This is a genomic window from Paenibacillus sp. FSL H8-0175 (assembly GCF_045040615.1).
Taxonomy (GTDB): Bacteria; Bacillota; Bacilli; order Paenibacillales; family Paenibacillaceae; genus Paenibacillus_AQ; species Paenibacillus_AQ odorifer.
In genome coordinates, this window is the sequence record NZ_CP150299.1 from 4,672,285 (window position 1) to 4,695,911 (window position 23,627).

A 23,627-nucleotide genomic window follows, 5' to 3' on the forward strand; every position below is an offset into this window, starting at 1 on the left:
CCTTGAATCCAGTCAGGGCAGGGGACACTGGTTTATTTATTTCAGGCTCCAAGTTGGCAGACTGCCAGCAAGACCGATGAACGGGCTGACCGATAGATTCTCAATACGTCCGTTATAGGCGTATACTGTCTTTTTATAACTTGTAAAAATAATAGGCAGTTCATCATTGAAAAGCTGATACAGCTCTTTATATACCGCTTTGCGCGCCTCAATATCAGTAGTGGCCAAGGCTTTGTTGTACAGCTCCAGGAATTTCGGATTGTCATAATCCGTGATTTCTCCATCGAAGAATTGCATGAACCCGTCAGACGGATCAGTCAACATGCTTGTGGAGAAGGATACGAGATCGTAGTCCCCACCTTCTACTTTCGATACCAGTGAGTTAAAGTCTGCGAAAACCTCAGGCTGGAATTCGATACCCAGCGCTTCAAAATTCTCTTTAGCTACAGCGATGAAAATATCTGTGTTTTTACTCTTCGAACCGAGGTAATGGATGGACAGCGGTTTGCCATCTTTTTCACGGATCCCCCCCGCGCCTACCGTCCAGCCAGCTTCATCGAGTAATTGTTTTGCTTTTTCCGGATCATATTTGTAAGGATTAATACCTTCCTCCGTGTAAGACCAAGAGATAGGGGATGCCGGGATGTTGGCAATAGACCCTGCACCTTGTGCTGCATCCACATAAATACTCTGACGATCCAAACCGTACACAATAGCTTGACGTACAAGCTTATCCTTGAGCTGCTCATGCTTCAGGTTAACTTGCAAGTAACCATAGGTGCTTGGAGTGTAAGGAATAATATTCACAAAACCGAGTGCTTTCAGCTTCTCGATATTCTCGTCAGTCGCACTAAAGGAAGCGTAGTCCACTTCACCAGTTTCTACGAACTGCCATACGTCGCCTTCCGTAGTTTTGTAGATGAAATGCTCCGTCTTTGGTTTACCTTTGAAATAATTCTCATTCGCTACAAAACGCACTTCTTGACCTGGAATAAATTTCTCCAGCTTGTAAGGACCATCGCCAAGTGGCTTCTCATGCAGCTTTTTAATGTATTCAAGATTTCCAATTTTATAGTCCTTGCCATAGTAGGCTTTCGACAGTACGTTTGATCCGAGCTGTACCAGCGCCGTTGCGTTCGGTTGCTCAAGGGTTGCTGAGATCGTCTGTGGATCAATTACTTTAATGCCCTCAACTGTAGGGGATGTACCTTCCTTATAGGCTTTGCCGCCTTTAACATTTAGCGATGGAAGCTGGGAGCTACCGTCATACGATTTGTCGTATTGGATCGTCCATGTAAATGCCACATCATCCGCTGTTAACGGTGAACCGTCGCTGAATTTCAAATCTTTTCTCAAGTGGAAAGTGTATGTAAGCTGATCATCCGAAACATCCCAGCTCTCCGCAAGTTCCGGCGTTGGAACGCCTTTGTCATCAACAGTTACGAGAGAAGCGTATAGCAGTGAAGAGACATTGCCATCATAACCACTTTGTTGAAAATAAGGAGTGAACGCTCCGCTTGGGTCCGTAAGCCCGACGATAATGGTATCTGTACGTTTCTGGGCCACCGCTGGAAGTTTGGATAAATCCGTGGCAGTAAAAGGTTCGCTTAGAGCACCCGCAGGAACGATCTCTGGTGCAGTGGTTGCTTCCACATTGGTTGAATTGGAGCCTGCAGCCGCATTGTTTGCGGATGAGGATTCGTTATTACTGTTGTTAGCGCAAGCAGAAAGTAACAGTGACCCCGTAAGCAGTAATGAAGTGATTACAATCGCATTTTTTCTCATGTACCTATCTCCCTTTTCTCTCTGAATAGAATAATAACTATAATTCCTACCCGTTAAGTATGAATAACATCTGATGTTCATTATAGAAAGGTTTTCTAGTTCTGTAAAGAGAGAACTTCAAAAAAATTCTCCATAAACAGAATTAGGCGATAATTAAAACAAATAAAAAAAGCCAAAACCCTCTCTGCATAAGAGAAGTCCTGGCTTTCAGGCGGTTATATTTTTAAAAAATCATTATTTCAAATACTCGAATAGCTGCTCATTCATCCGATGAATGCCTTCAAGACGCAGACTGTATCCGGTGACATTCTCCCCTTCAATATAGGCATGAAGTAAACCTGCACAACGAAGATTAAAAATATGATCATGCACAATCCCCTTCGAGATCCCCGCATGCTTAACAATTTCGGTAAACGTCTTACGGCCACCACTAAGGGCTTGGAGGATTTTTAGCCGGCTTTTTTCACTCAGACTACGGATCGCTCTGTACATAAAAGGGGAGATTTCCTCATTCTCCATCGATATCCACGCCGCATAATGACAGATCGTTAATTCACCGTAGCAATAGATAATATTAGCAGGTTGAAAATGATACTGTGGAATCAGTACGAGCTTCTTAAGCCCATCCGTAGGCATGAAGTAAAATCCGTTGGTCGTCTTGTTCACGAAATCCGCAGTGTCCAGTCCATTAAGCTCCATGTTCTTGGCATCCGCATGCTGCTGCAGTTTGCTCAAAATCGCAGGATTACATTGGCTAAAGTACTGGCGGTTCCACTCGGAGAGTAAAAATACTACGTGGTTACGGTAATCCTCCATATGGCTTGGAAATACCTTTACATATTTTGATAAGGTCTCATATAACTCGCCAACCGATAACCCTTCAATCCAGTTCAACACACTGTCTACATCATCTTTAAATGGACAACAGTAAATGAGCAGATTCAACATTTTCCACTCATTGTTTAGTTCGGTTTCTTTCAAACGGGATAACAGCTCTTCACTGAGCGTGCTTTCAATTTCATTAGCCCATGCTACCCCTAAATCAATCTTCTTATAGGATTTTTTGCAGAGATAAGTATGTAAGCTGTTCAACAATTCATAAATCGATCCAAATTCAACCTCAACCTTGTATTCCACAATGATTCCTCCTGCTAGCGGTTCTTTTCAGTAGTGAGATATTCTCTTAATCTTATTGTATTATCCTGAGAATACGCAAGCTACTCTATAAACGGGAGTGCATAAAAATTCATTAGCTGCTGTTTCTGCTCCGAATTTTCTGTATTGCACGCTGGTTTAGCTGTCATTTCCGCGAGCGTGGGTGCTATCGGACACAACTGAGCTTGTGCTAATGCCGTCTGCTCGATCCGCAGGCTTCAGCGCGAGATCAGGACTCTGCGCTATCGGACACAATTGACCTTGTGCTAATAGCGTCTGCTGGGTCCGCAATCTCCAGCGGGAGATCAAGACTCAGCTCTATCGGACTCAGTTGACCTTGTGCTAATAGCGTCTGCTGGGTCCGTAAACATCAGTGGGAAATTAGGACTCTGGTCCATAAGCATCAGCGGGGGATTAGGATCCTACGCTATCGGACACAGTTGACCTTATTCGCAGTATTATCCCATTTTCAGCATGCTATCGGACTCCATAGGCGCTATTGACACTATAAATGCCTATTTCGTGCCTATTCCAAAGGAATAGCTGCACTGGGGTCCGAAACTTTACTCAAAAGGCTAAATATGTGCAAATAGCGTCTGCTGGGTCCCTAAGCATCAGTGGGGAATTAGGATTCTGGACCGTAAGCATCAGCGGGGGATTAGGACTCTGGTCCGTAAGCTTCTGCGGCGGATTAGGATCCTACGCTATCGGACACAGTTGACCTTATTCGCAGTATTATCCCATTTTCAGCATGTTATCGGACTCCATAGGCGCTATGGGCATTAAAAATGCCTATTTCGCGCCTATTCCAAAGGAATAGCTGCACTGGGGTCCGAAACTTTGCTCAAATGACTAAAAATGTGCAAATAGCGTCAATTGGGTCCGTTAGATTCCGCAGAGATTAGGACAAGCGAGAGTTAAGGGTTCGGGGTTCCATGGATCCAGCGTTCTGAGGTTCCGAGGTTCCAAGGGTTCCGGGGTTCCGGGGTTCCGGGGTTCCGGGGTTCCGGGGTTCCGGGGGGGTTCCGGGGTTCCGGGGTTCCGGGGTTCCGGGGTTCCGGGGTTCCGGGGTTCCGGGGTTCCGGGGTTCCGGGGTTCCGGGGTTCCGGGGTTCCGGGGTTCCGGGGTTCCGGGGTTCCGGGGTTCCGGGGTTCCGGGGTTCCGGGGTTCCGGGGTTCCGGGGTTCCGGGGTTCCGGGGTTCCGGGGTTCCGGGGGTACCAGCGTTCCCAGCGTTCCCAGTTTTCAGCTTATCAAAACAAATACTCGAGGTTAGTTAACTCTCACTTGCTATATTCTGCTATAGCCATGTTGCCCACATGAACAAAAATGCAGCACTGCGATCCACAGGTAACAAGGAAAACAACATTCAACCCGAAGAACAATCAATCTGGTTCGCTCCTCGCTTTTTGCAATTCATGGTAGTAAAATATAGGCAATAACTAATTAGGAGTGAAGCCATAAGATGCAAATTCAAAATGAAAACGGACGTTTTTTTGTTGCTAATGACGGTAAGGACCTTGCCGAAATCACATACAGTTTGGATAAAGAAGCCGGGGAATTAGTCATTGACCACACCCGTGTCTCCGAAGAACTGCGCGGTCAAGGTACTGGACAAGAGCTTGTACGTGCTGTTGTGGACAAGGCTCGGAATGAGAATTTAAAAATTGTACCCGTGTGCTCCTATGCTGCGCATCAATTCGAGAAGCACCCGGAGTACAAAGACGTGCTGAGCGGGAATACTGGCGGGAGAGCTTAAAACCTGCTCCCGTTTCCGCGAAGCTTTTTTAGTAACTATGCGAACTTATAATAGTTCAAATACACTTTAGGGGGAAACGGGTTTGACGACTGCCGACACTTTTAAGAATATTGAGGAATTACAACAACGCTGTGAGCAATATGAAGGAATCTCATTAAAACTGAATTGGGATATGCTCCGCCAGCCATCAAGCGCAGGTGATACGGAATGGCTCGTGACTTATGAGGACGAATTACTGGTCGGTTTCTTGGGACTCTATGGTTTTGGAAGCGATATGGAGGTCTGTGGCATGGTTCGGCCAGGCTACCGTCGACGCGGAATCTTCACCTCTCTGTGGAACCGAGCACAAACCATAATCAAGCGCAATAAAGTCTCTACTCTTCTTCTAAATGCACCCGCCGCTTCTTCATCTGGAACTGCTTTCCTGCAAACCTTGCCTCTGCAGTTCAATCACGCTGAATATCAAATGAAATGGGATGGCAATTCCATGGTGTCATCTGATGTCAGCTCAGCAACAGGGACTGTCGTCTTACGGCCAGCTCGTGAAGAAGAGGCACACATTCTGGTCGAACTGGATTGTGGAGGTTTTGATATGAAGACAGAAGATGCTGCAGAGCAGTATGAGTTGCACAAACAGGAAGGTATGCAAGAGAATATTATGATCGAGATGGACGGCAGGCCTGTTGGGAAGATGCGAGTGTGGACTGAAGATAATGAATCCTGGATCTATGGATTTACAGTCGACAAAAAGCTACGTGGGCTTGGCATTGGCCGCAGCGCCCTTCTTCAGACCATCGAACGAGAGCGCAAAAATTATAATGGTGTAAATCTGGAGGTCGCACTGGATAATCCCAATGCACTTAAGCTGTATGAGAGCTGCGGCTTTGTCATTCAGAATAAACAGGATTATTACCGATATATCGGCTAATCCCCAGACCTACTCTTGAGATTTTAATAAAGCAGTCACAATAAGACCTCCTTACTTGCTGGTGTTCTAACCTGCAGATAAGGAGGTCTATTTATTATAGTAAATAATTCGCTTCGCCTCTCTCATTTCTACGATCGCTGCAGCTTAAGGAACCGTCAGCTAACACTTCCCGCTCAAGAAATACGGATAACAGACGCACATAATCCAGTGACTCCATAATCGAGATTGCCTCTCCATCAAAGCAGTATTTACGTCCATCCAGCAGCGAGAAAACTTCCACGGTCTCCGCTGGCTCACCATAAGCATGATGGCAAAAAACATTGGCCATATGCATAAATCCAGTGATGATATCCTCATTGCCATTAACCATAAATTTCTGAATGTTCACGCTTCGGCCACTTTTTGAAGAGTTCCAAGCCAGCTGCGTAATCATCGATAACTCCAAATTCAGCGGTGGAACTGGGACATGCCACTGTTCATATAACATCACTGGAATCTCCTGTAGATGATTGCTTGAAACGATACGCATAAGCTCATCAGCTACACTCGTTTTGATATCCCAATATTGCAAAAGGGAGGGAAAAGCATCTCCCCTAGGAGGCCACCGGCGCTCTAACAGAAATTGTATAGGTGTCTCTCTTCGCACTTCCGGCAACAGACTATAGAAGTCATTAAGTGTATGCCCCACAGCATATTGAACCTGCTGGCGCCAGCGTGGGAGCCCCGTCGCTGGCGCTCCGCTAGCTAAATTCTCAGTCCCGCCCAGCATAATATGCTCCATGCGATAATCGTGCAGCCGTTTATACGGAGGGCTATGTACATCCCTTGGCTTGTTAAACCAACTTCCCACTGGCCCACCCATCTTAGGTTACCGCCATACAGGCTTCGATGAATTGACGTCCGAATTGACGGCAGGCTTCTTTTTCGGCAGCATTCGGGCCATACTCAATCTTTAGGCTATCTTGCAAAATGACTGCTCCACGCTCCTTTAGCTTCTCCTCGATAACATCCACTGCCCCACAATAAATGGCGTAGCCTGTATCTCCACTACCAAAAACTGCTGACTTCATAGCAGTCAAATCAAGTTCATCCATCTCCTCATAGAAATCAAGAGATTCATCCGGCAACTCTCCGTCTCCCCAAGTGTATGCCCCTAGCAGAACGCCTTCATATGATTTTATCTCAATCGCATTACATTCAGTGACCGACTTCAAAACAGCCTCACCGCCTGCTTGGCGTATTCCTTCTACAATCAATTCAGCCATTTCCTCAGTGTTGCCAGTTAAACTAGCATATGCCACAAGCACTTTAGCCATAAACTCCTGTTCCTCCCCTACTAACGCCTTAAATTTAAATCATATACGCTTCACCTCATTCTATTTGATAATGATTATCATTGTCAATAAATAAAGTTAAAAAAACGCAAACTCCCCGTTATTACACACGGTTGAGGTTTGCGCTCCGTCTCATTTTTCTTAAAAAGAAGCTTAATAAGCACCTTCCAGCAAGGTTATGTGATTCCCATCAGGATCACGAAAATTCATTTCTTTACCGCCATATTCCATCGTAACAGGTGGCTGACAATCCAGTCCCTTAGCTTTCAACTGCTCGTATGTCTCATCCAGATTATCACAGCCGAATACTAAATTAACAAAACCTGTCGTAAGATTTTCCCACTTTGCAGCATCCCAAATAATAATTCCCGGCTGTTTCTTGCCAAAGCCAAGCTTTGCCCCGTCGAAATTACCGTAACCTTCGAAAGGCATAGGAATTCCTAGTACCTCCGTATAAAATTTAGCTGACACCGCAGTATCTTTAGTGTAAATGTTAGTCCCTTCAAAAGACGAAATCATAACTTGTCCCCTCTCATTCTCATAATATGTCTCATTTCTTACTTGGGTTTAGTCTAACAAGGTTGACACGCTTTGTATTGCAAAATCACGACATTCTTCGGCCTGCATAGACCAAGGCTTCAAGTGGGGTTCTTCCTGCATATTTTTTGAAATTATTGATAAAATGGGACTGGTGACTGTAACCATACGCGAAAATAAGATCCTGCATATTCTTCGTCTGCCCAGGTAAATGACACATCTCCCGCCATACATTCTGAAACCGCACGAGATCTGCTGTTTTTTTTGGCGATACACCTATATATTCTTGAAAAAGCCGTTCAAGTTGTCGTCTGCTTAAATTAGAACTGGTCTCCAAATCCTCTGCGGTCACAATCCCTTTTTGTTTAACCATAGTATAGACTGCGTTCATCATCCGATCGTTAGTCCGCCCTCTACGCTCAAGACGACGAAGCAGATAGGCTTCAGCGGCTGCAATCTTTTCGTCCATCGAGTTTACTTTCTCCAATAGATGACCAAGCTCTTTTTTAAAAGTGCCAAAATATTGTTCTACATCGACATGTGCATTCAAGACATTCCGCAGATGATCATCTGCAAAAAAATGAACCGCCCAGAAATGAAACCGGATACCAAAGGTTGAACTCCCCCCTGGCTTTCTGTCTGAAGAGACTTCAAATGGAGTGTCATTGATGCCGGAGAAAAAAGTGTTTGTATTGCCTGATTCTCTATCCAAATCCCAAATAATATCCATACAGGTGTCCGGAATTATTGTCTCCGTCTCAGGTTGTTGTATAGACTCCACATCTACAGAACCCCAAAAACAGCGAATAAACGGCTGCAAGGCATGGCTGGGCAGAAACTCACTAGTGTGGTTGGGTTTTGCAGTTATAGGGAAATACAGCGGTGAGAGATTGAACATAGCTTTAGTTCTCCGATCGTAAATAGGGTAAGAACTCTACTATCTGATCATACACAATCAAGTCATGAAGCACCAGTTGAATAGCCGCATAAGTATGGGAATATTATACACTTCATTAGCATTGGACAAAATAATTGGTGAAGCTGGCTGAGGCGTAATTTGTTTGTAGCAATCAGGTGAAATGTTGTACAATAAAGGCTAAATGAATTTTTTTGAAGGATGGATTAAATCATGTATATAGCGAGCGATTGGAAAGACTATGAAGTAATTGATACAGGCGGTGGAGAGAAGCTCGAACGCTGGGGCGATATTATCTTGCGTCGTCCTGATCCACAGATTATTTGGCCTCTAAATAATGAGACCGCTAAATGGCGTGATGTGCACGGACATTATCACCGTTCCTCCGCTGGTGGCGGACAATGGGAAATGAAAAAAACCATTCCAGACGATTGGAAGATTAGCTATGGTAAATTAAAATTCCACTTACGTCCTACAAACTTCAAGCATACAGGACTATTCCCGGAACAAGCAGCCAACTGGAGCTGGATGATGGACAAGATTGCAGCGGCTAACCGTCCAATCTCAGTGCTGAATCTTTTTGCTTACACAGGTGGAGCTACTGTGGCAGCGGCGAGTGCCGGTGCGTCTGTCGTTCACGTGGATGCAGCCAAAGGTATGGTGCAGTGGGCGAAAGAAAACGTTCAGCTGTCTGGTCTTGGAGAACGTCCAGTCCGCTTTATCACGGATGATGTATTCAAGTTCGTACAACGTGAACAACGCCGCGGCAGCAAATATGACGCGATTATTATGGACCCTCCTTCTTACGGAAGAGGACCTGGTGGAGAAATGTGGAAGCTTGAATCAAGCTTGTACCCTTTCCTTGAGAGCTGTATGGAGATTATGAGCGACAACCCATTGTTCATGCTCATTAATTCCTACACCACTGGAATTTCTCCAACTGTACTGCGCAACATGTTGTCCATGACCATGGGCAAACGTTATGGCGGAAAACTTACCTCCGGCGAAATTGGTCTTCCGATCACCTCCTCCGGCATGAACCTGCCATGTGGTATCCTGGGTCGCTGGGAGGCGTAAGCCATGAAACAGCATAGTTCCGGCAACAATGAGGCTGTAAGCGGCGGATCACAACGCTTTGAAGTGTTATACGAAGACAACCATCTTCTGGGGATTGTAAAACCCGTGAATATTCCTGTTCAGGAGGATGCAACAGGCGATCCTGACCTGCTGAATCTGCTGAAAGAAGATGTGAAGGAACGTTTCAACAAACCCGGCAACGTCTATATCGGTCTGGTCCACCGTTTGGATCGACCGGTTGGGGGCGCAATGATTTTTGCCAAGACTTCCAAAGCGGCTTCAAGACTATCCGAGAGTGTCCGTATTCACGGCTTTCATAAGGTGTATTTAACAGTTGTGCATGGTAAACCGCCAGCCACTCGTGGCCGTCTTACAGATACGCTGCTTAAAGACGCAAAGAGTAACACCGTCACCGTGGTTCGAAAAGGAACTCCCGGCGGCAAGGAAGCAATTCTGGATTACACAGTGCTTGACAGTGCAGAAGGATACAGCCTGCTTAAGATTGATTTACTTACAGGGCGTTCCCACCAAATTCGGGTGCAGCTGAGTTCGATCGGCTGTCCATTATACGGTGATCAGAAGTACGGGGCTTCAGTGAACAGACCGGGGCAACAAATTGCGTTATGGTCAGCACTTGTAGGATTCCCTCACCCTGTTACTAAAGAAGAAGTGGAACTCATCTCTCTGCCCCCACAAACCCATCCTTGGGATCTGTGGCCGCGTGAAACACTACAAGAAGGGCTGTCCTAAAACAGCCCTTTCTAGGCAATGAAACGATAAAAACGAGGCAGTGACTCTCCGGTTAGTGGAGAATCACTGCCTTGTTTTTGTTTCTGCGTCTGCTACTTGAACAGACTATGGACAGAGGGTCCACGTTGGAGTGCTCTTCTAGCTCCGCAGGATATGCTTAGTCCGATTTTTCCAGCCGGGCATTGAATATCCCTTCGAGATTAAACATCATTTTGAGAGATTAAACATCCTTTCCACCTTCCAGCCTGAACTTAGCTAACGGTCCACCGCTCTGTTTAGCGATGGATCAGCAGTGGTACAGTAGTGGTACAGTAGTGGATCCTAGTTGGAATCTGAAATGAAAGTAAGATAACTGCACTCTATACACTTATTCCGAATAAAAAAACAGTAGGTCGGATTTTAAGTGTACTCTTTACAACTAAAAATCAGGGAAACTGTAAAAAGAGAAGTAAATCAAGAAAATAGTTGTATAAAATACAGTTATATCTCAATGCTCGAGTAATTTACAAATAATAGCTGTACAAAATACAACTAAATACATTTAGATGCCTCTAATTGCTCTAAAACACTCTAAACGCTTCTACATACTCTAAATGCTTCTACATACTCTAAATGCTTCTACATACTCTAAATGCTTCTACATACTCTAATGCTTCTACATACTCTAAATGCTTCTACATACTCTAATGCTTCTACATACTCTAAAAGCAGTAGTGATACAGCCAAGCTATTTGCTTCAAGGTGTAGAACCCTCCGGTGTAGTTGTAACAACCATTTTGCCCATTAAGTAGAGCAGTAACTGTTGGTTATGAGAGGAGATCGGATCAAGCGCTTCCGCAAAAAAATCACTGCGGATCTTTAGACCCCGTGCAGTTTCTTCCATTCCAGTCTCCGTTATACTCACCCATACAATCCGCCGGTCCGAAGCATCTCTTTCCCGCACAATAAGCTCATGCTTCTCCATCCGATCAAGTAACATCGTAACCGCTGCAGGACTGGTCGCCAAATGTGGAGCCAGATCAGAAGGCTTCATGGCGTCGCGTTCCTGAAGCAGTTCAAGTACAGTAAGTTGGGCATCCGTCAGCGTTGGAGCAAGATTACTGTCCATATGTAATTTATAATCTTTTAAAATCTTATGCCAAATTTTACTGAATTCAGAAGCATGCACACTTATTCCTTCCTTTCCTCGCGGTTCTATCCGGTATATCTACATTTTCGCGAAACAACTTCCATTTCCTGCAAACGAAGAAAAAATAAATCTGCCGGACCTTCAGCATAAAAAAATAAAAAACGACGCTTAGTCAACCCTCCAAAAGAGCGGACTAAACGCCGTTATAAAATCACTTGTTAATCGCTAGTTTTAATGAACTGATGGGAAAAGATTTATGATCTCATCCTTTTTCTCCACAGCTACAATCTGTTTGCCTGTAGAACGACGCTCGCCCAGCGGCGCTGATTCAGAGGAGAACGTATGGTGGGCATTCTCACGGGTAACGGCATTCAGTTCTAATGGCTCCTTGCAATAGAAAGCCCCTGCTAACCTGCTGCCATTTGGACGTATTCGTTTGCCTTCCTTGAATTCGAAGGTTGGCATTCCTTTGCCACCACGGCTTTGTGATGGATAATCCACAAGTAATGAACGTTTCGCATAACCAATATCAGAAATAGCAAGGATTTCGCCTTCATCTTCGCTGACCCAGAAGCAGGAAATCACCTCGTCGCCCTCGCGCAGCTGAATTCCTCTTACACCGGATGCAACGCGACCCATAGGGTTAACCTCATTCTCATGGAATCGGATACTCATTCCCTCACGGGTGACCAGCACAATGTCCTTGTCATTCGTACTAGAAGCCACTGTAATGATCTCATCACCCTCGGCTACCTTACAGGCCGCTACAGCTCCAGAACGGCTTGTAGAGTATTCCTTGAGCTCTGTACGCTTCACCTGACCCCGGCGGGTGACAAACACAAGGCTCTGCTGCGGATCATCTAGATTATTAACCGGAATCACACTAACGATTCCATCTCCTTTAGACAATCCAATAACATTCACAATCGCTGTACCAGGCTCTTTCCATTTAAACTCCGGGATCTGGTGCACAGGAAGCAAGAAGTATTGCCCTTTGCGGGTAAATACCAGCAGACTGTCACGGGTATTTACATCCAGCAGCCTGACGATATGATCGCCTTCTTTGACGCCTGAGGTATGACGCTCCCCACCAGAACGGGTGAAGGAAAGCATACTAGTCCGCTTAATATAACCATCTGCTGAAAGAGCAACGAGCACATCCTCCGCATTGACCAGCGCTTCAAGGCTAACCTTGAGCTCCTCGACTTCGCCTTGGATCAGAGAACGGCGATCAATGCCGTATTTGTCGCGAATCTCCAGCAGTTCCTTACGAATTACAGCAACTAGCTTTTTGTCGCTATCCAAAATGCCGCGCAGATGTGTAATCTTTGCCATCATTTCATCTAACTCTTTCTGGAGTGAAGTGATCTCCAGATTGGTCAGACGATACAATTGCAAAGTAAGAATCGAATCGGCTTGGCGTTCACTGAAGCCGAACATCCATACGAGATTGTTCTGAGCATCCTGACGATTTTTCGACGCTTTGATCGCAGCGATAACCTCATCCAGGATGTTTAGTGCTTTAACTAAGCCCTCTAAGACATGAGCACGGTCTTCAGCGCGTTCCAGATCGAACTGGGTGCGATGAGTCACAACTTCACGCTGATGTGCGATATAAGCTTCCAGGATGGCTTTTAGACCAAGCTGCTGAGGTGCTTTGTTAACAATAGCAACCATATTGAAGTTATAGGTAATTTGAAGATCGGTTTTTTTGAGCAGATACGCCAACACGCCTTGAGCATCAGCCTCTTTTTTGAGTTCGACTACAATCCGCAGTCCCTCACGGCCGCTCTCATCACGAACCTCGGCAATGCCATCGATCTTTTTCTCCAGCCGAATATTCTCCATGGAAGTAACCAACCGTGATTTTACAATCTGGAATGGAACTTCCGTGATCACGATTTGCTGCTTGCCGCCCCGCATATTCTCAATCTCTGTTTTGGAGCGCAGGTAAATACGGCCTTTACCTGTGCGGTAAGCATCCATGATGCCGTCTCCGCCCATGATTGTGCCACCTGTAGGGAAATCCGGACCTTTCATGAAGGTCATAATTTCTTCCAGCTCAATATTTGGCTTCTGCATCACTGCGATACAAGCATCAATTACTTCACGCAGATTATGTGGCGGAATTTCAGTAGCAAAACCCGCAGAAATCCCACTCGTGCCATTTACGAGCAGATTCGGATACCGGGAAGGAACCACAACAGGCTCTTTGGCCGTATTGTCAAAGTTATCTTTAAACAAGACCGTCCGCTTCTCGATATCACGCATCATCTCCATTGCAATGGGAGACAGCCGTGCTTCTGTATAACGCATTGCCGCAGCTGGGTCATCGTCCATGGAGCCCCAGTTGCCGTGACCGTCAACTAGCACATGCCCCATCTTCCAAGGCTGTGCCATACGTACCATACCATCGTAAATAGAGGAGTCACCATGTGGATGGTAATTACCCATTACATCTCCGACAGTTTTGGCTGACTTGCGGTATGGCTTGTCAGGGGTGTTGCCGGAGTCGTACATCGCATAAAGAATCCGGCGCTGCACGGGTTTAAGTCCATCACGGACATCGGGGATTGCCCGGTCCTGAATAATATATTTGGAATACCGACCAAAGCGGTCACCGACGACCTCTTCCAGAAATGCCGGCAAAAATTGTTCTGATAAACTACTCACTTTGCTCACCTTCTGTTCCTCAAACTGCCCGTTTTAAAATAGTGTGGTGAGTCTCAGGTACTTCAGAGATTTTTGGAATTCCGGGCACTATCTCTCCTACAGTTCCAAAATTCCCCTAGGTCCCATAAATCACCAAGCTCTTAGAAAATCGGGATTATCGTCACTTGCAGCACTGACATTACTCTACAATTTCGGTGAAATCGACATTTTCAACAATCCAGCGTTTACGTGGATCGACTTTGTCACCCATAAGTGTTGAAACACGGCGCTCCGCCTTAGCGGCATCCTCAATCTGTACCTGAAGCAGCGTACGCGACTCTGGATTCATCGTTGTTTCCCACAGCTGATCGGGGTTCATCTCGCCCAATCCTTTATAACGCTGAAGCTCGAAGTTTTTGCCGAATTCCTTTAAGTAATTTTGCAGCTCTTCATCACTCCATGCATACCTTACGGTCTCCAGCTTACCCGTTTTGCGGGTCAACTTATAAAGCGGAGGCTGAGCGATAAAGACCTTACCTGCATCTAATAAAGGCTTCATATAACGATAGAAAAATGTCAGCAGCAGCACCTGAATATGCGCTCCATCGGTATCGGCATCGGTCATAATGATAATTTTAGAATAATTGCTGTCTTCGACGGTGAAATCCGGACCAATTCCAGCACCTATTGTAGAAATAATTGCTTTATACTCGTCGTTCTTCAGGATGTCCAGCAGCTTAGCTTTCTCCGGATTCATCGGTTTACCTTTTAGCGGCAATATCGCTTGAATCTTAGAGTCACGGCCTTGCTTAGCTGAACCACCGGCGGAATCACCTTCCACGATGAACAGCTCCGTACGTGTAACGTCCTTTGATTGTGCAGGAGACAGCTTACCGCCAAGATTCGAGCTTTCGCTGCGTTTCTTGCCTGTGCGGATCTCATCGCGGGCTTTACGTGCCGCTTCCCGCGCTTTCGACGCTTGAATCGATTTCTTCAGCAGGCTCTGCGCAACTTGTGGATTTTCTTCCAAGAAACGCGCCATATTTTCAGAAACGATATAATCTACTGCACTACGGGCGGAAGCACTGCCAAGCTGATCCTTCGTCTGTCCAACAAATTCAACCTCGGACATTTTTACACTGATGACAGCCATCATGCCTTCCCGCAGATCATTACCTTCCAGGTTTTTATCTTTTTCTTTAAGCAATTGCGTGCGGCGGGCATATTCATTTAATACACGAGTGTACGCAGTTTTAAAGCCGGTCTCATGTGTGCCTCCGCTGCGAGTTGGAATGGAGTTTACGAAGGAAGCCAAGGTTTCTGTGTAGCCTCCGTTGTATTGCAGAGCTACTTCTACCTCGATATCATCCTTTTCTGCACTGAAATGGATAACATCATGGAGAACATCCTTACCTTCGTTGAGGAACTGCACAAATTGACTAGCTCCACCTTCATAAAAGAACTCATCCTGACGGTTGCTCCGCTCATCTTGCAGTGTAATACGCAGACCGGAATTCAGAAAAGCAATCTCCTGAACCCGCTCTGCCAGCGTGTCATAATTCAGAGCAATTCCATTTGGGAAGACACGAATATCTGGCTTGAAAGTAATTTTCGAACCCGTTTTATTGGTGTTACCCAGAACTTCAAGACCAGTTACAGGTTCGCCAACATGCTCCTTGCCCTTCTTGTCCACCCAGTACTCAAACCGCTGCCGATGGATTTTGCCCTCACGATAAATCTCTACTTCGAGCCATTCAGACAAAGCGTTTGTGACAGAAGCCCCTACGCCATGCAAACCGCCTGATTTTTTATAACCCGATCCACCGAACTTACCGCCCGCATGCAAAATTGTAAATACAACTTGCGGGGTAGGTACCCCTGTCTTATGCATTCCAGTTGGGATCCCCCGTCCATTATCGCTAACGGTTACCGAGCCATCCTTGCGAAGCAGTATGTCAATCTTTGTACAATACTTGGCTAAATGCTCATCTACGGCATTATCTACGATTTCCCATACTAAATGATGTAGTCCTGAAGAACTCGTACTGCCGATATACATGCCAGGTCGTTTGCGTACTGCAACCAGACCTTCGAGCACTTGAATGTCGTCAGCATCGTATCCAGTACGGCCATTCTCGCCGTTATTAGAAACTTCAGCAAACATATCGATCTGTTCGAGCATTCATGCTCCTCCTTCTTTTCTCTATACTAAGAAGAAACGGCTTGGCCGTCCTTTATGTTAAGAACGGTATCCGTTACTGCCAAAAACCTAAGGATAGAATATAACGTGAAATTATACTCTCCTATATTTCTAAGAAATGCAAACAAACGTTTTGGTCACTTTGTTCATTCTAATTCAAAATATCCCTTTTCGTAAAGACGGCGAATGAAATGATCACCGAAGCGGCCCCCCATACAGCCAGCACAGCCATGGAAAATGACAAGGACATCCCTTCAATGGGGGCGGGAGTACCAGACAAATAGCTGGTCAGTCCAAGATTTACCATAAATAAATATTTTGCTGTTGTCCAGGCAGAGGCCATATTGGTCAGTATACTACCTGCAATCAGCGCTGCCATCATAACTACTATACTCGCCGCAGTACTGCGAACAAGCACCGAGATCATAAACGCGAGCAGTGCAACCACTACGCTGACGAACCAAATCAAACCACCTTGCATAAGCATATATTTCCACTGGGGCACTGCATGTACAGTAGACATATCTAGCGAATCACCACTGATTTTAAAGCCTGTAAAAACAGGAATATTAAAACCTTTAAAACCAAAGGCGAGACCAGAGATAAAGTAACTGATTGCAAATGTGGAAAGTACGATAAGCGAGACAAACATTAGCAGTGCTGTCATTTTGCTAAAGAGCACCTTCCAACGCTTGACCGGCCTAGTCAACAGCATTTTGATAGTTCCAGTTGTCCTTTCGGCCGAGACCAAATCTGAGGCCACCGCCATAATGAGCAACGGAATAAATAATGTAACCGAATTATCCATAAATTCTCGGGTAAAGGTAACCCCGCTAGGTTCATTCGGATTAACGTCATGGTGAAGATAATACTGAAGCTGTTGTACAAATATTCGCCGATAAGTCTTCCATTCCTCTGGAATCCGGTCACTGCCCAGTGAATTTTGATTATCGATAATCTGCTGCTGGATCTCAAGCCGCCAATCGGAATTAAATTTCTCCCGACTCCGTTCGGCTGAACGCATCTGTGCATAGGTGAACATAGGCACCAGTACAATCAGAATCAGCAGTATAACATAAAACCGTTTCTTTTTTATAATCTTCAAGCACTCATTACGGATTAGCGGAAGCAAGTTACTCAACATTCTCACCCTCCGTTAGTTTCAAGAATAGCTGTTCCAGTGTCGGATTAATTTTATGCACAGCTCTCACCTCAATTTCAGCAGTAACCATTACGGCCACAATCTCGGGGATCAGATCCTGATCCATGATCGTTATTAAAGAATTGGGGCCCATCCCGGCAATAATTGAGTCATCTAATGTGACGTCTTCCAGTTTCTGAATTTGAATATCTGAACGATCAGCCAGCATTTCCCGGGCCTCAGCAAAAGGCTCCAGCTCCCAAAGTACATACGGCGAATTACGAGCGATCAGCTCATCTACCGCACCTACTGCCAATACACGCCCTTTACTAATAATCGCTACACGGTCGCAAAGAAGCTGAATTTCACTAAGCAGATGGCTCGATACGAACACCGCCAGCCCTTCATCCGCCAGCTTGCGAATGAATTCTCGCAGCTCTTTAATGCCTTTAGGGTCAAGTCCATTCGTCGGCTCGTCCAAAATAAGCAGCCGTGGACGTCCCAACAGCGCCTGCGCAATGCCTAATCGTTGTCTCATCCCAAGCGAGTATGTACTTACCTTATCATGTATCCGCTGATCTAATCGAACAATATCTACCACTTCGCTAATACGTTCATTGTCTACGCCAGGCTGCATCCGGGCAAAATGCTGCAAATTCTCCCACCCGGTCAAATAGGTATATACCTCAGGATTCTCAACGATAGAGCCTACATATTGCAATGCTTTTTCCGGATTTCGGTTCACATTGTACCCACATACTGTAATCTTGCCCTCAGTAGGTCGAATCAAATCCACAAGCATGCGGATCGTGGTCGTCTTCCCAGCCCCATTAGGCCCGAGAAAGCCGAAAATCTCCCCTTTTCTCACATCGAAAGTGACATCATCTATAATCCATTTTCGTCCTATTTTTTTACGTACCCCGTCCACAGACAAGACGACTGTGCCGGAGTCTTCACTATTCGCTTTTGTCATATTTAATTTAGCTCCTTGTGACTGTCATTTTCTCGGTTTGTACTTGCTCAAAGGGCATTTACCTACATGATCTTACTGCAAAATTTAACACTCACCTATATACTACTGCACAGCCTGTATGAACCGTTCTCCGATTCGCTGATAGCCATCACCATTAGGATGAAAATGATCGGTGGATAGATACTTGTCCAAATGTCTGTTAAACAAGTCAAACGTAGGAACCAAGGTCATGTTGCTATGCTCATTAATAATATCCATTGCCGTATTATTCCACTTCGTTACCGCTTGATTGCCTGGTGCCAGTAATTCTGGAATATCGCCAAAGGGATTATACAGCCCCATATAGTAAACTTGCGCATTCGGATTGATCTGTGAGATTTTATCGAGAATCTTCTCCAGTCTAGCTGCTGCTTCTGGCAGAGCGGCTAATAAAGACTCTGGAGTCAGCTCCTGCCCAGAGGTTGATGAAGTTGTGTTGCCCTGTTGCGCCCCATTATTCTCAAGAATATCCGAATCCTTAAACAGATCATTTCCTCCGACGGATAGCAAAACAACATTCGACATGCGCAAGGCATACTCCACACCATCTTCGTTCAGTTTGCTTAACAGCCCCGCAGTAGTCAACCCGTTAATCCCCATATTGCCTAAAAAGTCTACTGTGACACCTTTTGCGGATAAACCAGTAACCGTACGCTTAACAAACCCTTCTCCGGTGTTATCACCGGTCCCCTTGGTAAGCGAATCCCCGAGCGCAACAATTTTGAGGAGCTTGACGGTCTCCGTCACCGGTGCGGCTGTTTGCTGAGGCAAGCTGCTCTCGGTAACCTCTCCGACCGGATAGATAATATCTTTAACCGCATAAACTAAACCAACCATCAAAACTATAGTTGTTACTATGGAAATCAAGCTGACGCTGCGCCATGTCCATTTCGAATCCTTCAAAGCTATCCCTCCGTATGCCGTTCTATTATGTATTGTTCCACAATTTACAAAGATCTTAACTATGTTACATAAACATAATTCTTCCATACAAGTTTTGCAAATGTCTAGCAAAGAAAAAAATCCCGCTGCTACAGTGTTTTTGCCGAGGAACGAGTGTGGACTTTTTTGAAAATAAAAAAATACTGGCTTTTTAATTAATGCCATTATATAATATTCACCGTTGACTCTTTAGACATTACGGGTTATTAGCTTAGCTGGTAGAGCAGCCGACTCTTAATCGGCAGGTCGCAGGTTCGACCCCTGCATAACCCATAGAGCTAGACAGAAGAAGTAAGGACAAGTTCCTTGCTTCTTTTTTTGTTGCATTTTTAATCTTCACCACACAAAAAAAACCGCTCCCCGACTTACATCGGAGAACGATTTCTTCCTGAAGCATCTACTCGTATTATTTACCAATAAACTCTTGAACCCAGTAATTATTATCATAGCCTACACCGATATAATTGAAGTTAGCATTCAAAATATTAGCGCGGTGACCTGGACTATTCATCCATGCCTTCATTACTTCCTCTGGTGTTTTTTGTCCCATTGCGATATTCTCACCTGCGGCTTTATAAGTGATGCCAAAGGATTTCATCATATCAAAAGGTGAACCATACGTAGGTGAAGTATGTGAGAAATAGTTATTCGAACGCATATCTGTAGCTTTTGTAGCGGCAACTTTGTGCAGGCTGTCCAATCCAGCTACAGGTGACAAACCAGCTACAGGTGACAAACCAGCTGCTGCACGTTCTTTGTTTACCAGCGTTACGATTTGCTGAACATAGGTTCCTTTATTACTCACAGCACCTGTTGTAGTTGTATTATCTGTTGGCTTAGTTACAGTAGTTGTGTCTGCTGGCTTTGTAACCGGTTTTGTAGTTGTAGTTGTGGTCGTGTTGTCTTTGTTTGGTACTGTTCCAGTTTGCGGCTTAGTCACCACGATTGTGCTATTCGAAAAAGGGAATCCCTCAAGATTAGCTTGTTTAAAATATTGTAATATTTGCTCATAACTTGTGCCTTTTATTGTTACTGTCGATTCATTCGATGCCGCATTTGCTTCCAATGGAAGAGAAATACTAAGTGCCATAACAGCTGCCACGCTACCACCGATGATTGCTTTTAATGTCTTGTTCTTCAATCTGCCATCTCCTTTTTTCTTGCGTGTAATATATGCTTCTGCCTAGAGTGACCATCTACAAATGTTACAAAGTTGTAATTTGTTCCTCAGTCATTGTAGCATAAATCTCTCAAATGTGCGCTTCTAATTTTTTACATATAATAGTCTTGACTGTAAGATTTCCGATTCCTAGATACATTCGCTTTCTTTCGCTGTTTTCCTGCCTAAAAATACCATTTTACCTGTTATGCGCGAAAAAAAAGCGAAAAAAGTCGCCCTCCCCGAAAGGACGGCAACTTCAGCAAACCTATGGATACCTGACGATTAATGAAACGATTGCCAGAACTCGCCCTCCGTAGAGATCAATCCCATGATTTCCGCATAAGGAATCCGGAAGGTTGGAAAACCTGCAGAATACGGAGCGATCTCATAAGGTGCGAAATATAGATACAACGCTTCATTATCTACAAAAAAGGGCTGATCCGAGGTAATTCCTTTATACGTATCCGGAAAAACATATGAATATTGTGGATCGTTCTCGATCTGTTTGCCCACAATTTTACTGAGCTTCTCCACATATCTGCTGCCCGGCTTGAACAAATCCCCCAGCTTATAGAACCTGCCGCTGCGCAAATTAATATGCGGATAGATTTTGGTAGGCATTCCATGTGCTGCTCCAAAAGGAAAACGATACCCGGTCAGCTCCAGCACCAGCAGGTTTTTACGGAAGAAAGAGACTGAAAAATCACCATTATAACTAAAGTCCTGGGAAACCCCTCCACTCCCAACGTCTTCAGCAAGGGATAGCTTGCGCAGCTTATCGTTAACCTCTCGCGAAACTTCCGCACTTGCAATCCCCTCAACGACCGGATAATACACCAGATAATCCCTGTTCGGTTTGTATTTCTTCTCCACTACGGAATAGGGAGGTCTCAGCGGAATGACTCCATTTTGGCGCCAAACCTGCTTTCCCTGCCGATCATAATAAGATGTGCGTTGATCTACATCTGCTCTTATCAAACGTCCGCTAAGGGTGAGTGTTCCTGCCCCTGGAATAACTGGGGGCTGGGCTGCCTTTTTTCCACTTCTATCGATAAAATAAGTATCTTTAGCATCAAATACAGACGCCAAGCCTTCCTGATAATTGTTCACGCCAAGCAGGGTGTGATTGCTCAGGACCGCTCCCGTTTCCGCATCTGCAATTACGTAACGTGATCCGCGATAAGGCTGGCTGGGGAATACAGGCGTTCCTATGGCTACTCTGCCTTCACCTAGCTGCAATACTTCATAATATTTTGCCGGGATGATCATTTTTCCTTGTTTATCAATCAGCCCGTAGGCGTTGCCATAATTTTCAGCGGTATTCACCACCGCACGTCCCTCTGAAAAAGGTAAAGCAGAGGTGAATTGCGGCTGAATAGCTACAGAACCATCCGTATTTAAATAGCCATATTTACCGTTTTCAGTCGCTTGATAGGCTAGCAAACCTTCTCCCGGACTTCCAACGAAAGGATGGTTATACGTATGCAGAATGTTCCCATCCGGATCGATGAGCGCATACTCTCCTTCTTTGATTTTAACCAAAGCCACGCCGTTCATAAAATCATTGGCATCTACATAAATCGCGGGCAGCACCTCTTTGCCTTGCGCGTCCACATATCCATATAGCGATTGGCCGCCGGTCGTATTTTGTTTTGAAAATAGTGCTCGCCCCTCATGTAATGAGTTCAAATAATCATACCGGGCGGACGTCACTTCTTTGCCTTTTTCATCAATAAAAGTGTAGCCCTTGGCATCCGACACGACCGCGCGCTCTTCCGAAAAAGGCGCAATAAAAGAATAGATCGGCTTCACTCGTTCTCTTCCAGTGCTGTCAATGAGCCCGCTGTTATTTTTTCGCTGAACTACGGCAAGACCGTTCTTTTGAAAATCCTCAGCATATTCGTACCGGGGTTCAATCTGAACACGGCCCTCGTCATTAATATATCCCCAAAGTGTGCCCTCTTTGAGATTAAACGGCGCCGGATGGAGACCCGTGGTCCGCAGATCGTCCCCCACCCACTCCGGCAATAAGTATGGCGCCTCAAAAGGCTTATTAGAGTAATCTACACGATATAATCCCGCTTCTGCCGGAATCGTGACGAACAACTCCTCTTCCGTGCGTATGAAATCCTCATCCTGCTGAGTAATATATTCGTTCCAGCCAATGCCATCCCATTTCCATACATCCGCCTGTATCAGACCATTGTCATTCCCTTTCCCCAGCTCATTCAACCTAATCCTTAACATCCAGTCGCTCCCCTTTAACAAAGGCATTTGCCTATAGAATATGGGAGAACGTTGGTTTATGTGCTTTTTGATCTTTGGGGTTAGGGGGAGGCGTATTCTAGGATACTTTTGCCTCTCTTTCCACTTCCGTTGCTCGATTTGGCGTATTCTAGGGCATTAATGACTCTCTTTCCTCCTCCGTCGCTCGTTTTGGTGTATTCTAGGGCATTTTTGCCTCTCTTTCCTCCTCCGTCGCTCGTTTCGGCGTATTCTAGGGCATTAATGACTCTCTTTCCTCCACTGTAGCTCGTTTTGGCGTACTTTAGAGCATTAATGCCTCTCTTTCCTCCTCCGTAGCTCGTTTCAGCTAATTCTGCGGGATTTATACCGTTCTTTCGCCTCACGTAGCTCGTTTCAGCCAATTCTGCGGGATTTATACCGTTCTTTCGCCCCACGTAGCTCGTTTCAGCCAATTCTACGGGATTTATACCGTTCTTTCGCCCCACGTAACTCGTTTCAGCCAATTCTACGGGATTTATACCGTTCTCTCACCTCATGGTGCTTCTGTTCTGTAACTACTATTAGTTTGTTGATATTGTTGGTGAGCAATGATGAATATGATGTGTTTTCGTGGTGCTCCTGATGACGATGGTCGTGTTATTACTGCTGATATTGATTTGTGGCGGTGATTGCCATGTTCATGCTGATAATGTTGAGAGGATTGTGATAACCGTGTTTGTGTTGATGATATTAATTGGTGATGGTAATGATGCTGTAGTAGTACCGTGGCGGTTATGGTGCAACTATTGGGTGGAGTAAATCCTATTGGTGGAATATTAGATTTGATGGAGCAGGGGTGGCAATGTTGATTGAAGTTGGTGGTAGTAAGTAATGTTGATGTTAGTGTTGCTGGCGCTGTTTAGT

At 45.2% G+C, this 23,627-nt stretch carries 20 protein-coding genes, 1 tRNA gene and 1 pseudogene; 7 read left to right on the forward strand and 15 right to left on the reverse strand.

The window, feature by feature from the left end; all coding sequences use genetic code 11:
• Positions 1–36: 36 nt before the first annotated feature.
• Positions 37–1,407, reverse strand: a pseudogene (locus MHH46_RS20810) (ABC transporter substrate-binding protein); the annotation flags it as partial.
• 8 nt (positions 1,408–1,415) lie between these two features.
• Between MHH46_RS20810 and MHH46_RS20815 the strand changes: the two are divergent.
• A complete protein-coding gene (locus MHH46_RS20815; protein WP_367946831.1) occupies positions 1,416–1,508 on the forward strand; it encodes a hypothetical protein in 93 nt (30 codons plus the stop codon).
• 511 nt (positions 1,509–2,019) lie between these two features.
• On the opposite strand, the gene MHH46_RS20820 is transcribed toward MHH46_RS20815, so the two are convergent.
• Positions 2,020–2,922, reverse strand: a complete 903-nt coding sequence (locus MHH46_RS20820) for a helix-turn-helix transcriptional regulator (protein WP_076192159.1) — start codon at positions 2,920–2,922, stop codon at positions 2,020–2,022.
• 1,481 nt (positions 2,923–4,403) lie between these two features.
• On the opposite strand from MHH46_RS20820, the gene MHH46_RS20825 reads away from it, so the two are divergent.
• Positions 4,404–4,697: a GNAT family N-acetyltransferase gene (locus MHH46_RS20825; RefSeq protein ID WP_076134638.1), complete on the forward strand. Its 294-nt coding sequence runs from the start codon at positions 4,404–4,406 to the stop codon at positions 4,695–4,697.
• 82 nt (positions 4,698–4,779) lie between these two features.
• On the forward strand, positions 4,780–5,625 hold the full coding sequence (locus tag MHH46_RS20830) for a GNAT family N-acetyltransferase (RefSeq protein ID WP_076127613.1): 846 nt from the start codon (positions 4,780–4,782) through the stop codon (positions 5,623–5,625).
• A 94-nt stretch (positions 5,626–5,719) separates the two neighbouring features.
• Here MHH46_RS20830 and MHH46_RS20835 read toward each other — a convergent pair whose 3' ends face one another.
• From MHH46_RS20835 to MHH46_RS20850, 4 genes are all read right to left on the reverse strand, one after another.
• Positions 5,720–6,487: a hypothetical protein gene (locus tag MHH46_RS20835; RefSeq protein WP_076127611.1), complete on the reverse strand. Its 768-nt coding sequence runs from the start codon at positions 6,485–6,487 to the stop codon at positions 5,720–5,722.
• 1 nt (position 6,488) lies between these two features.
• The gene (locus MHH46_RS20840) at positions 6,489–6,941 is read right to left on the reverse strand and encodes a flavodoxin (RefSeq protein ID WP_076127609.1); all 453 of its coding nucleotides are present in this window, start codon (positions 6,939–6,941) and stop codon (positions 6,489–6,491) included.
• Positions 6,942–7,112: 171 nt separating this feature from the next.
• Positions 7,113–7,478 (reverse strand): VOC family protein, encoded by a 366-nt coding sequence (locus MHH46_RS20845; protein WP_076127607.1) that lies wholly within the window; start codon positions 7,476–7,478, stop codon positions 7,113–7,115.
• 85 nt (positions 7,479–7,563) lie between these two features.
• On the reverse strand, positions 7,564–8,394 hold the full coding sequence (locus MHH46_RS20850) for a helix-turn-helix domain-containing protein (protein WP_076127605.1): 831 nt from the start codon (positions 8,392–8,394) through the stop codon (positions 7,564–7,566).
• 231 nt (positions 8,395–8,625) lie between these two features.
• Between MHH46_RS20850 and MHH46_RS20855 the strand changes: the two genes are divergently transcribed.
• Together MHH46_RS20855 and MHH46_RS20860 are read left to right on the forward strand one after the other, a co-directional pair.
• Complete coding sequence (locus MHH46_RS20855) at positions 8,626–9,489, forward strand: class I SAM-dependent methyltransferase (RefSeq protein ID WP_036685718.1); 864 nt, start codon at positions 8,626–8,628, stop codon at positions 9,487–9,489.
• Positions 9,490–9,492: 3 nt separating this feature from the next.
• Entirely contained in the window at positions 9,493–10,239 is a 747-nt protein-coding gene (locus MHH46_RS20860) for an RluA family pseudouridine synthase (RefSeq protein ID WP_076192161.1), read from the forward strand.
• Between the two features lie 736 nt (positions 10,240–10,975).
• Here MHH46_RS20860 and MHH46_RS20865 read toward each other — a convergent pair.
• The 6 genes from MHH46_RS20865 to MHH46_RS20890 all read right to left on the reverse strand — a co-directional run bounded on the left by MHH46_RS20865 (position 10,976) and on the right by MHH46_RS20890 (position 19,276).
• Positions 10,976–11,407, reverse strand: coding sequence for a MarR family winged helix-turn-helix transcriptional regulator (locus MHH46_RS20865; RefSeq protein ID WP_076127601.1), 432 nt, complete (start codon positions 11,405–11,407; stop codon positions 10,976–10,978).
• A gap of 192 nt (positions 11,408–11,599) precedes the next feature.
• On the reverse strand, positions 11,600–14,041 hold the full coding sequence (gene gyrA / locus MHH46_RS20870; protein ID WP_076127599.1) for a DNA gyrase subunit A: 2,442 nt from the start codon (positions 14,039–14,041) through the stop codon (positions 11,600–11,602).
• A gap of 178 nt (positions 14,042–14,219) precedes the next feature.
• Positions 14,220–16,202: a DNA topoisomerase IV subunit B gene (gene parE, locus MHH46_RS20875; protein ID WP_076127597.1), complete on the reverse strand. Its 1,983-nt coding sequence runs from the start codon at positions 16,200–16,202 to the stop codon at positions 14,220–14,222.
• A gap of 169 nt (positions 16,203–16,371) precedes the next feature.
• Complete coding sequence (locus MHH46_RS20880) at positions 16,372–17,361, reverse strand: ABC transporter permease (RefSeq protein ID WP_036685819.1); 990 nt, start codon at positions 17,359–17,361, stop codon at positions 16,372–16,374.
• On the reverse strand, positions 17,354–18,334 hold the full coding sequence (locus MHH46_RS20885; RefSeq protein ID WP_036685707.1) for an ABC transporter ATP-binding protein: 981 nt from the start codon (positions 18,332–18,334) through the stop codon (positions 17,354–17,356). The genes MHH46_RS20880 and MHH46_RS20885 overlap by 8 nt, the downstream gene beginning before the upstream one ends.
• Positions 18,335–18,436: 102 nt before the next feature.
• Positions 18,437–19,276: a GDSL-type esterase/lipase family protein gene (locus tag MHH46_RS20890; protein WP_076127595.1), complete on the reverse strand. Its 840-nt coding sequence runs from the start codon at positions 19,274–19,276 to the stop codon at positions 18,437–18,439.
• Positions 19,277–19,515: 239 nt separating this feature from the next.
• On the opposite strand from MHH46_RS20890, the gene MHH46_RS20895 reads away from it, so the two are divergent.
• Positions 19,516–19,588, forward strand: a tRNA-Lys gene (locus tag MHH46_RS20895).
• Between the two features lie 133 nt (positions 19,589–19,721).
• Here MHH46_RS20895 and MHH46_RS20900 read toward each other — a convergent pair.
• The 3 genes from MHH46_RS20900 to MHH46_RS20910 form a co-directional block, all read right to left on the reverse strand.
• Positions 19,722–20,456 carry a CAP domain-containing protein gene (locus MHH46_RS20900; RefSeq protein WP_076192163.1) on the reverse strand — a complete coding sequence of 245 codons (735 nt, stop codon included), beginning with the start codon at positions 20,454–20,456 and terminating at the stop codon, positions 19,722–19,724.
• Positions 20,457–20,759: 303 nt separating this feature from the next.
• Entirely contained in the window at positions 20,760–22,724 is a 1,965-nt protein-coding gene (locus tag MHH46_RS20905) for a WG repeat-containing protein (RefSeq protein ID WP_076127593.1), read from the reverse strand.
• An 80-nt stretch (positions 22,725–22,804) separates the two neighbouring features.
• Positions 22,805–23,227 (reverse strand): hypothetical protein, encoded by a 423-nt coding sequence (locus MHH46_RS20910; protein ID WP_076192165.1) that lies wholly within the window; start codon positions 23,225–23,227, stop codon positions 22,805–22,807.
• 118 nt (positions 23,228–23,345) lie between these two features.
• Here MHH46_RS20910 and MHH46_RS20915 point away from each other — a divergent pair, with 118 nt between their 5' ends.
• Positions 23,346–23,522, forward strand: coding sequence for a hypothetical protein (locus MHH46_RS20915; RefSeq protein WP_175623563.1), 177 nt, complete (start codon positions 23,346–23,348; stop codon positions 23,520–23,522).
• Positions 23,523–23,627 lie beyond the last annotated feature (105 nt).

What these genes read in the sequence shown, in the direction of transcription:
- MHH46_RS20825 (WP_076134638.1), top strand. Translation starts at nt 4,404, where the DNA reads ATGCAAATTCAAAATGAAAACGGACGTTTTTTTGTTGCTAATGACGGT.
- MHH46_RS20835 (WP_076127611.1), bottom strand. Translation starts at nt 6,487, where the DNA reads ATGGGTGGGCCAGTGGGAAGTTGGTTTAACAAGCCAAGGGATGTACAT.
- MHH46_RS20840 (WP_076127609.1), bottom strand. Translation starts at nt 6,941, where the DNA reads ATGGCTAAAGTGCTTGTGGCATATGCTAGTTTAACTGGCAACACTGAG.
- MHH46_RS20845 (WP_076127607.1), bottom strand. Translation starts at nt 7,478, where the DNA reads ATGATTTCGTCTTTTGAAGGGACTAACATTTACACTAAAGATACTGCG.
- MHH46_RS20850 (WP_076127605.1), bottom strand. Translation starts at nt 8,394, where the DNA reads ATGTTCAATCTCTCACCGCTGTATTTCCCTATAACTGCAAAACCCAAC.
- MHH46_RS20855 (WP_036685718.1), top strand. Translation starts at nt 8,626, where the DNA reads ATGTATATAGCGAGCGATTGGAAAGACTATGAAGTAATTGATACAGGC.
- MHH46_RS20860 (WP_076192161.1), top strand. Translation starts at nt 9,493, where the DNA reads ATGAAACAGCATAGTTCCGGCAACAATGAGGCTGTAAGCGGCGGATCA.
- parE (WP_076127597.1), bottom strand. Translation starts at nt 16,202, where the DNA reads ATGCTCGAACAGATCGATATGTTTGCTGAAGTTTCTAATAACGGCGAG.
- MHH46_RS20885 (WP_036685707.1), bottom strand. Translation starts at nt 18,334, where the DNA reads ATGACAAAAGCGAATAGTGAAGACTCCGGCACAGTCGTCTTGTCTGTG.
- MHH46_RS20905 (WP_076127593.1), bottom strand. Translation starts at nt 22,724, where the DNA reads ATGTTAAGGATTAGGTTGAATGAGCTGGGGAAAGGGAATGACAATGGT.
- MHH46_RS20915 (WP_175623563.1), top strand. Translation starts at nt 23,346, where the DNA reads ATGACGATGGTCGTGTTATTACTGCTGATATTGATTTGTGGCGGTGAT.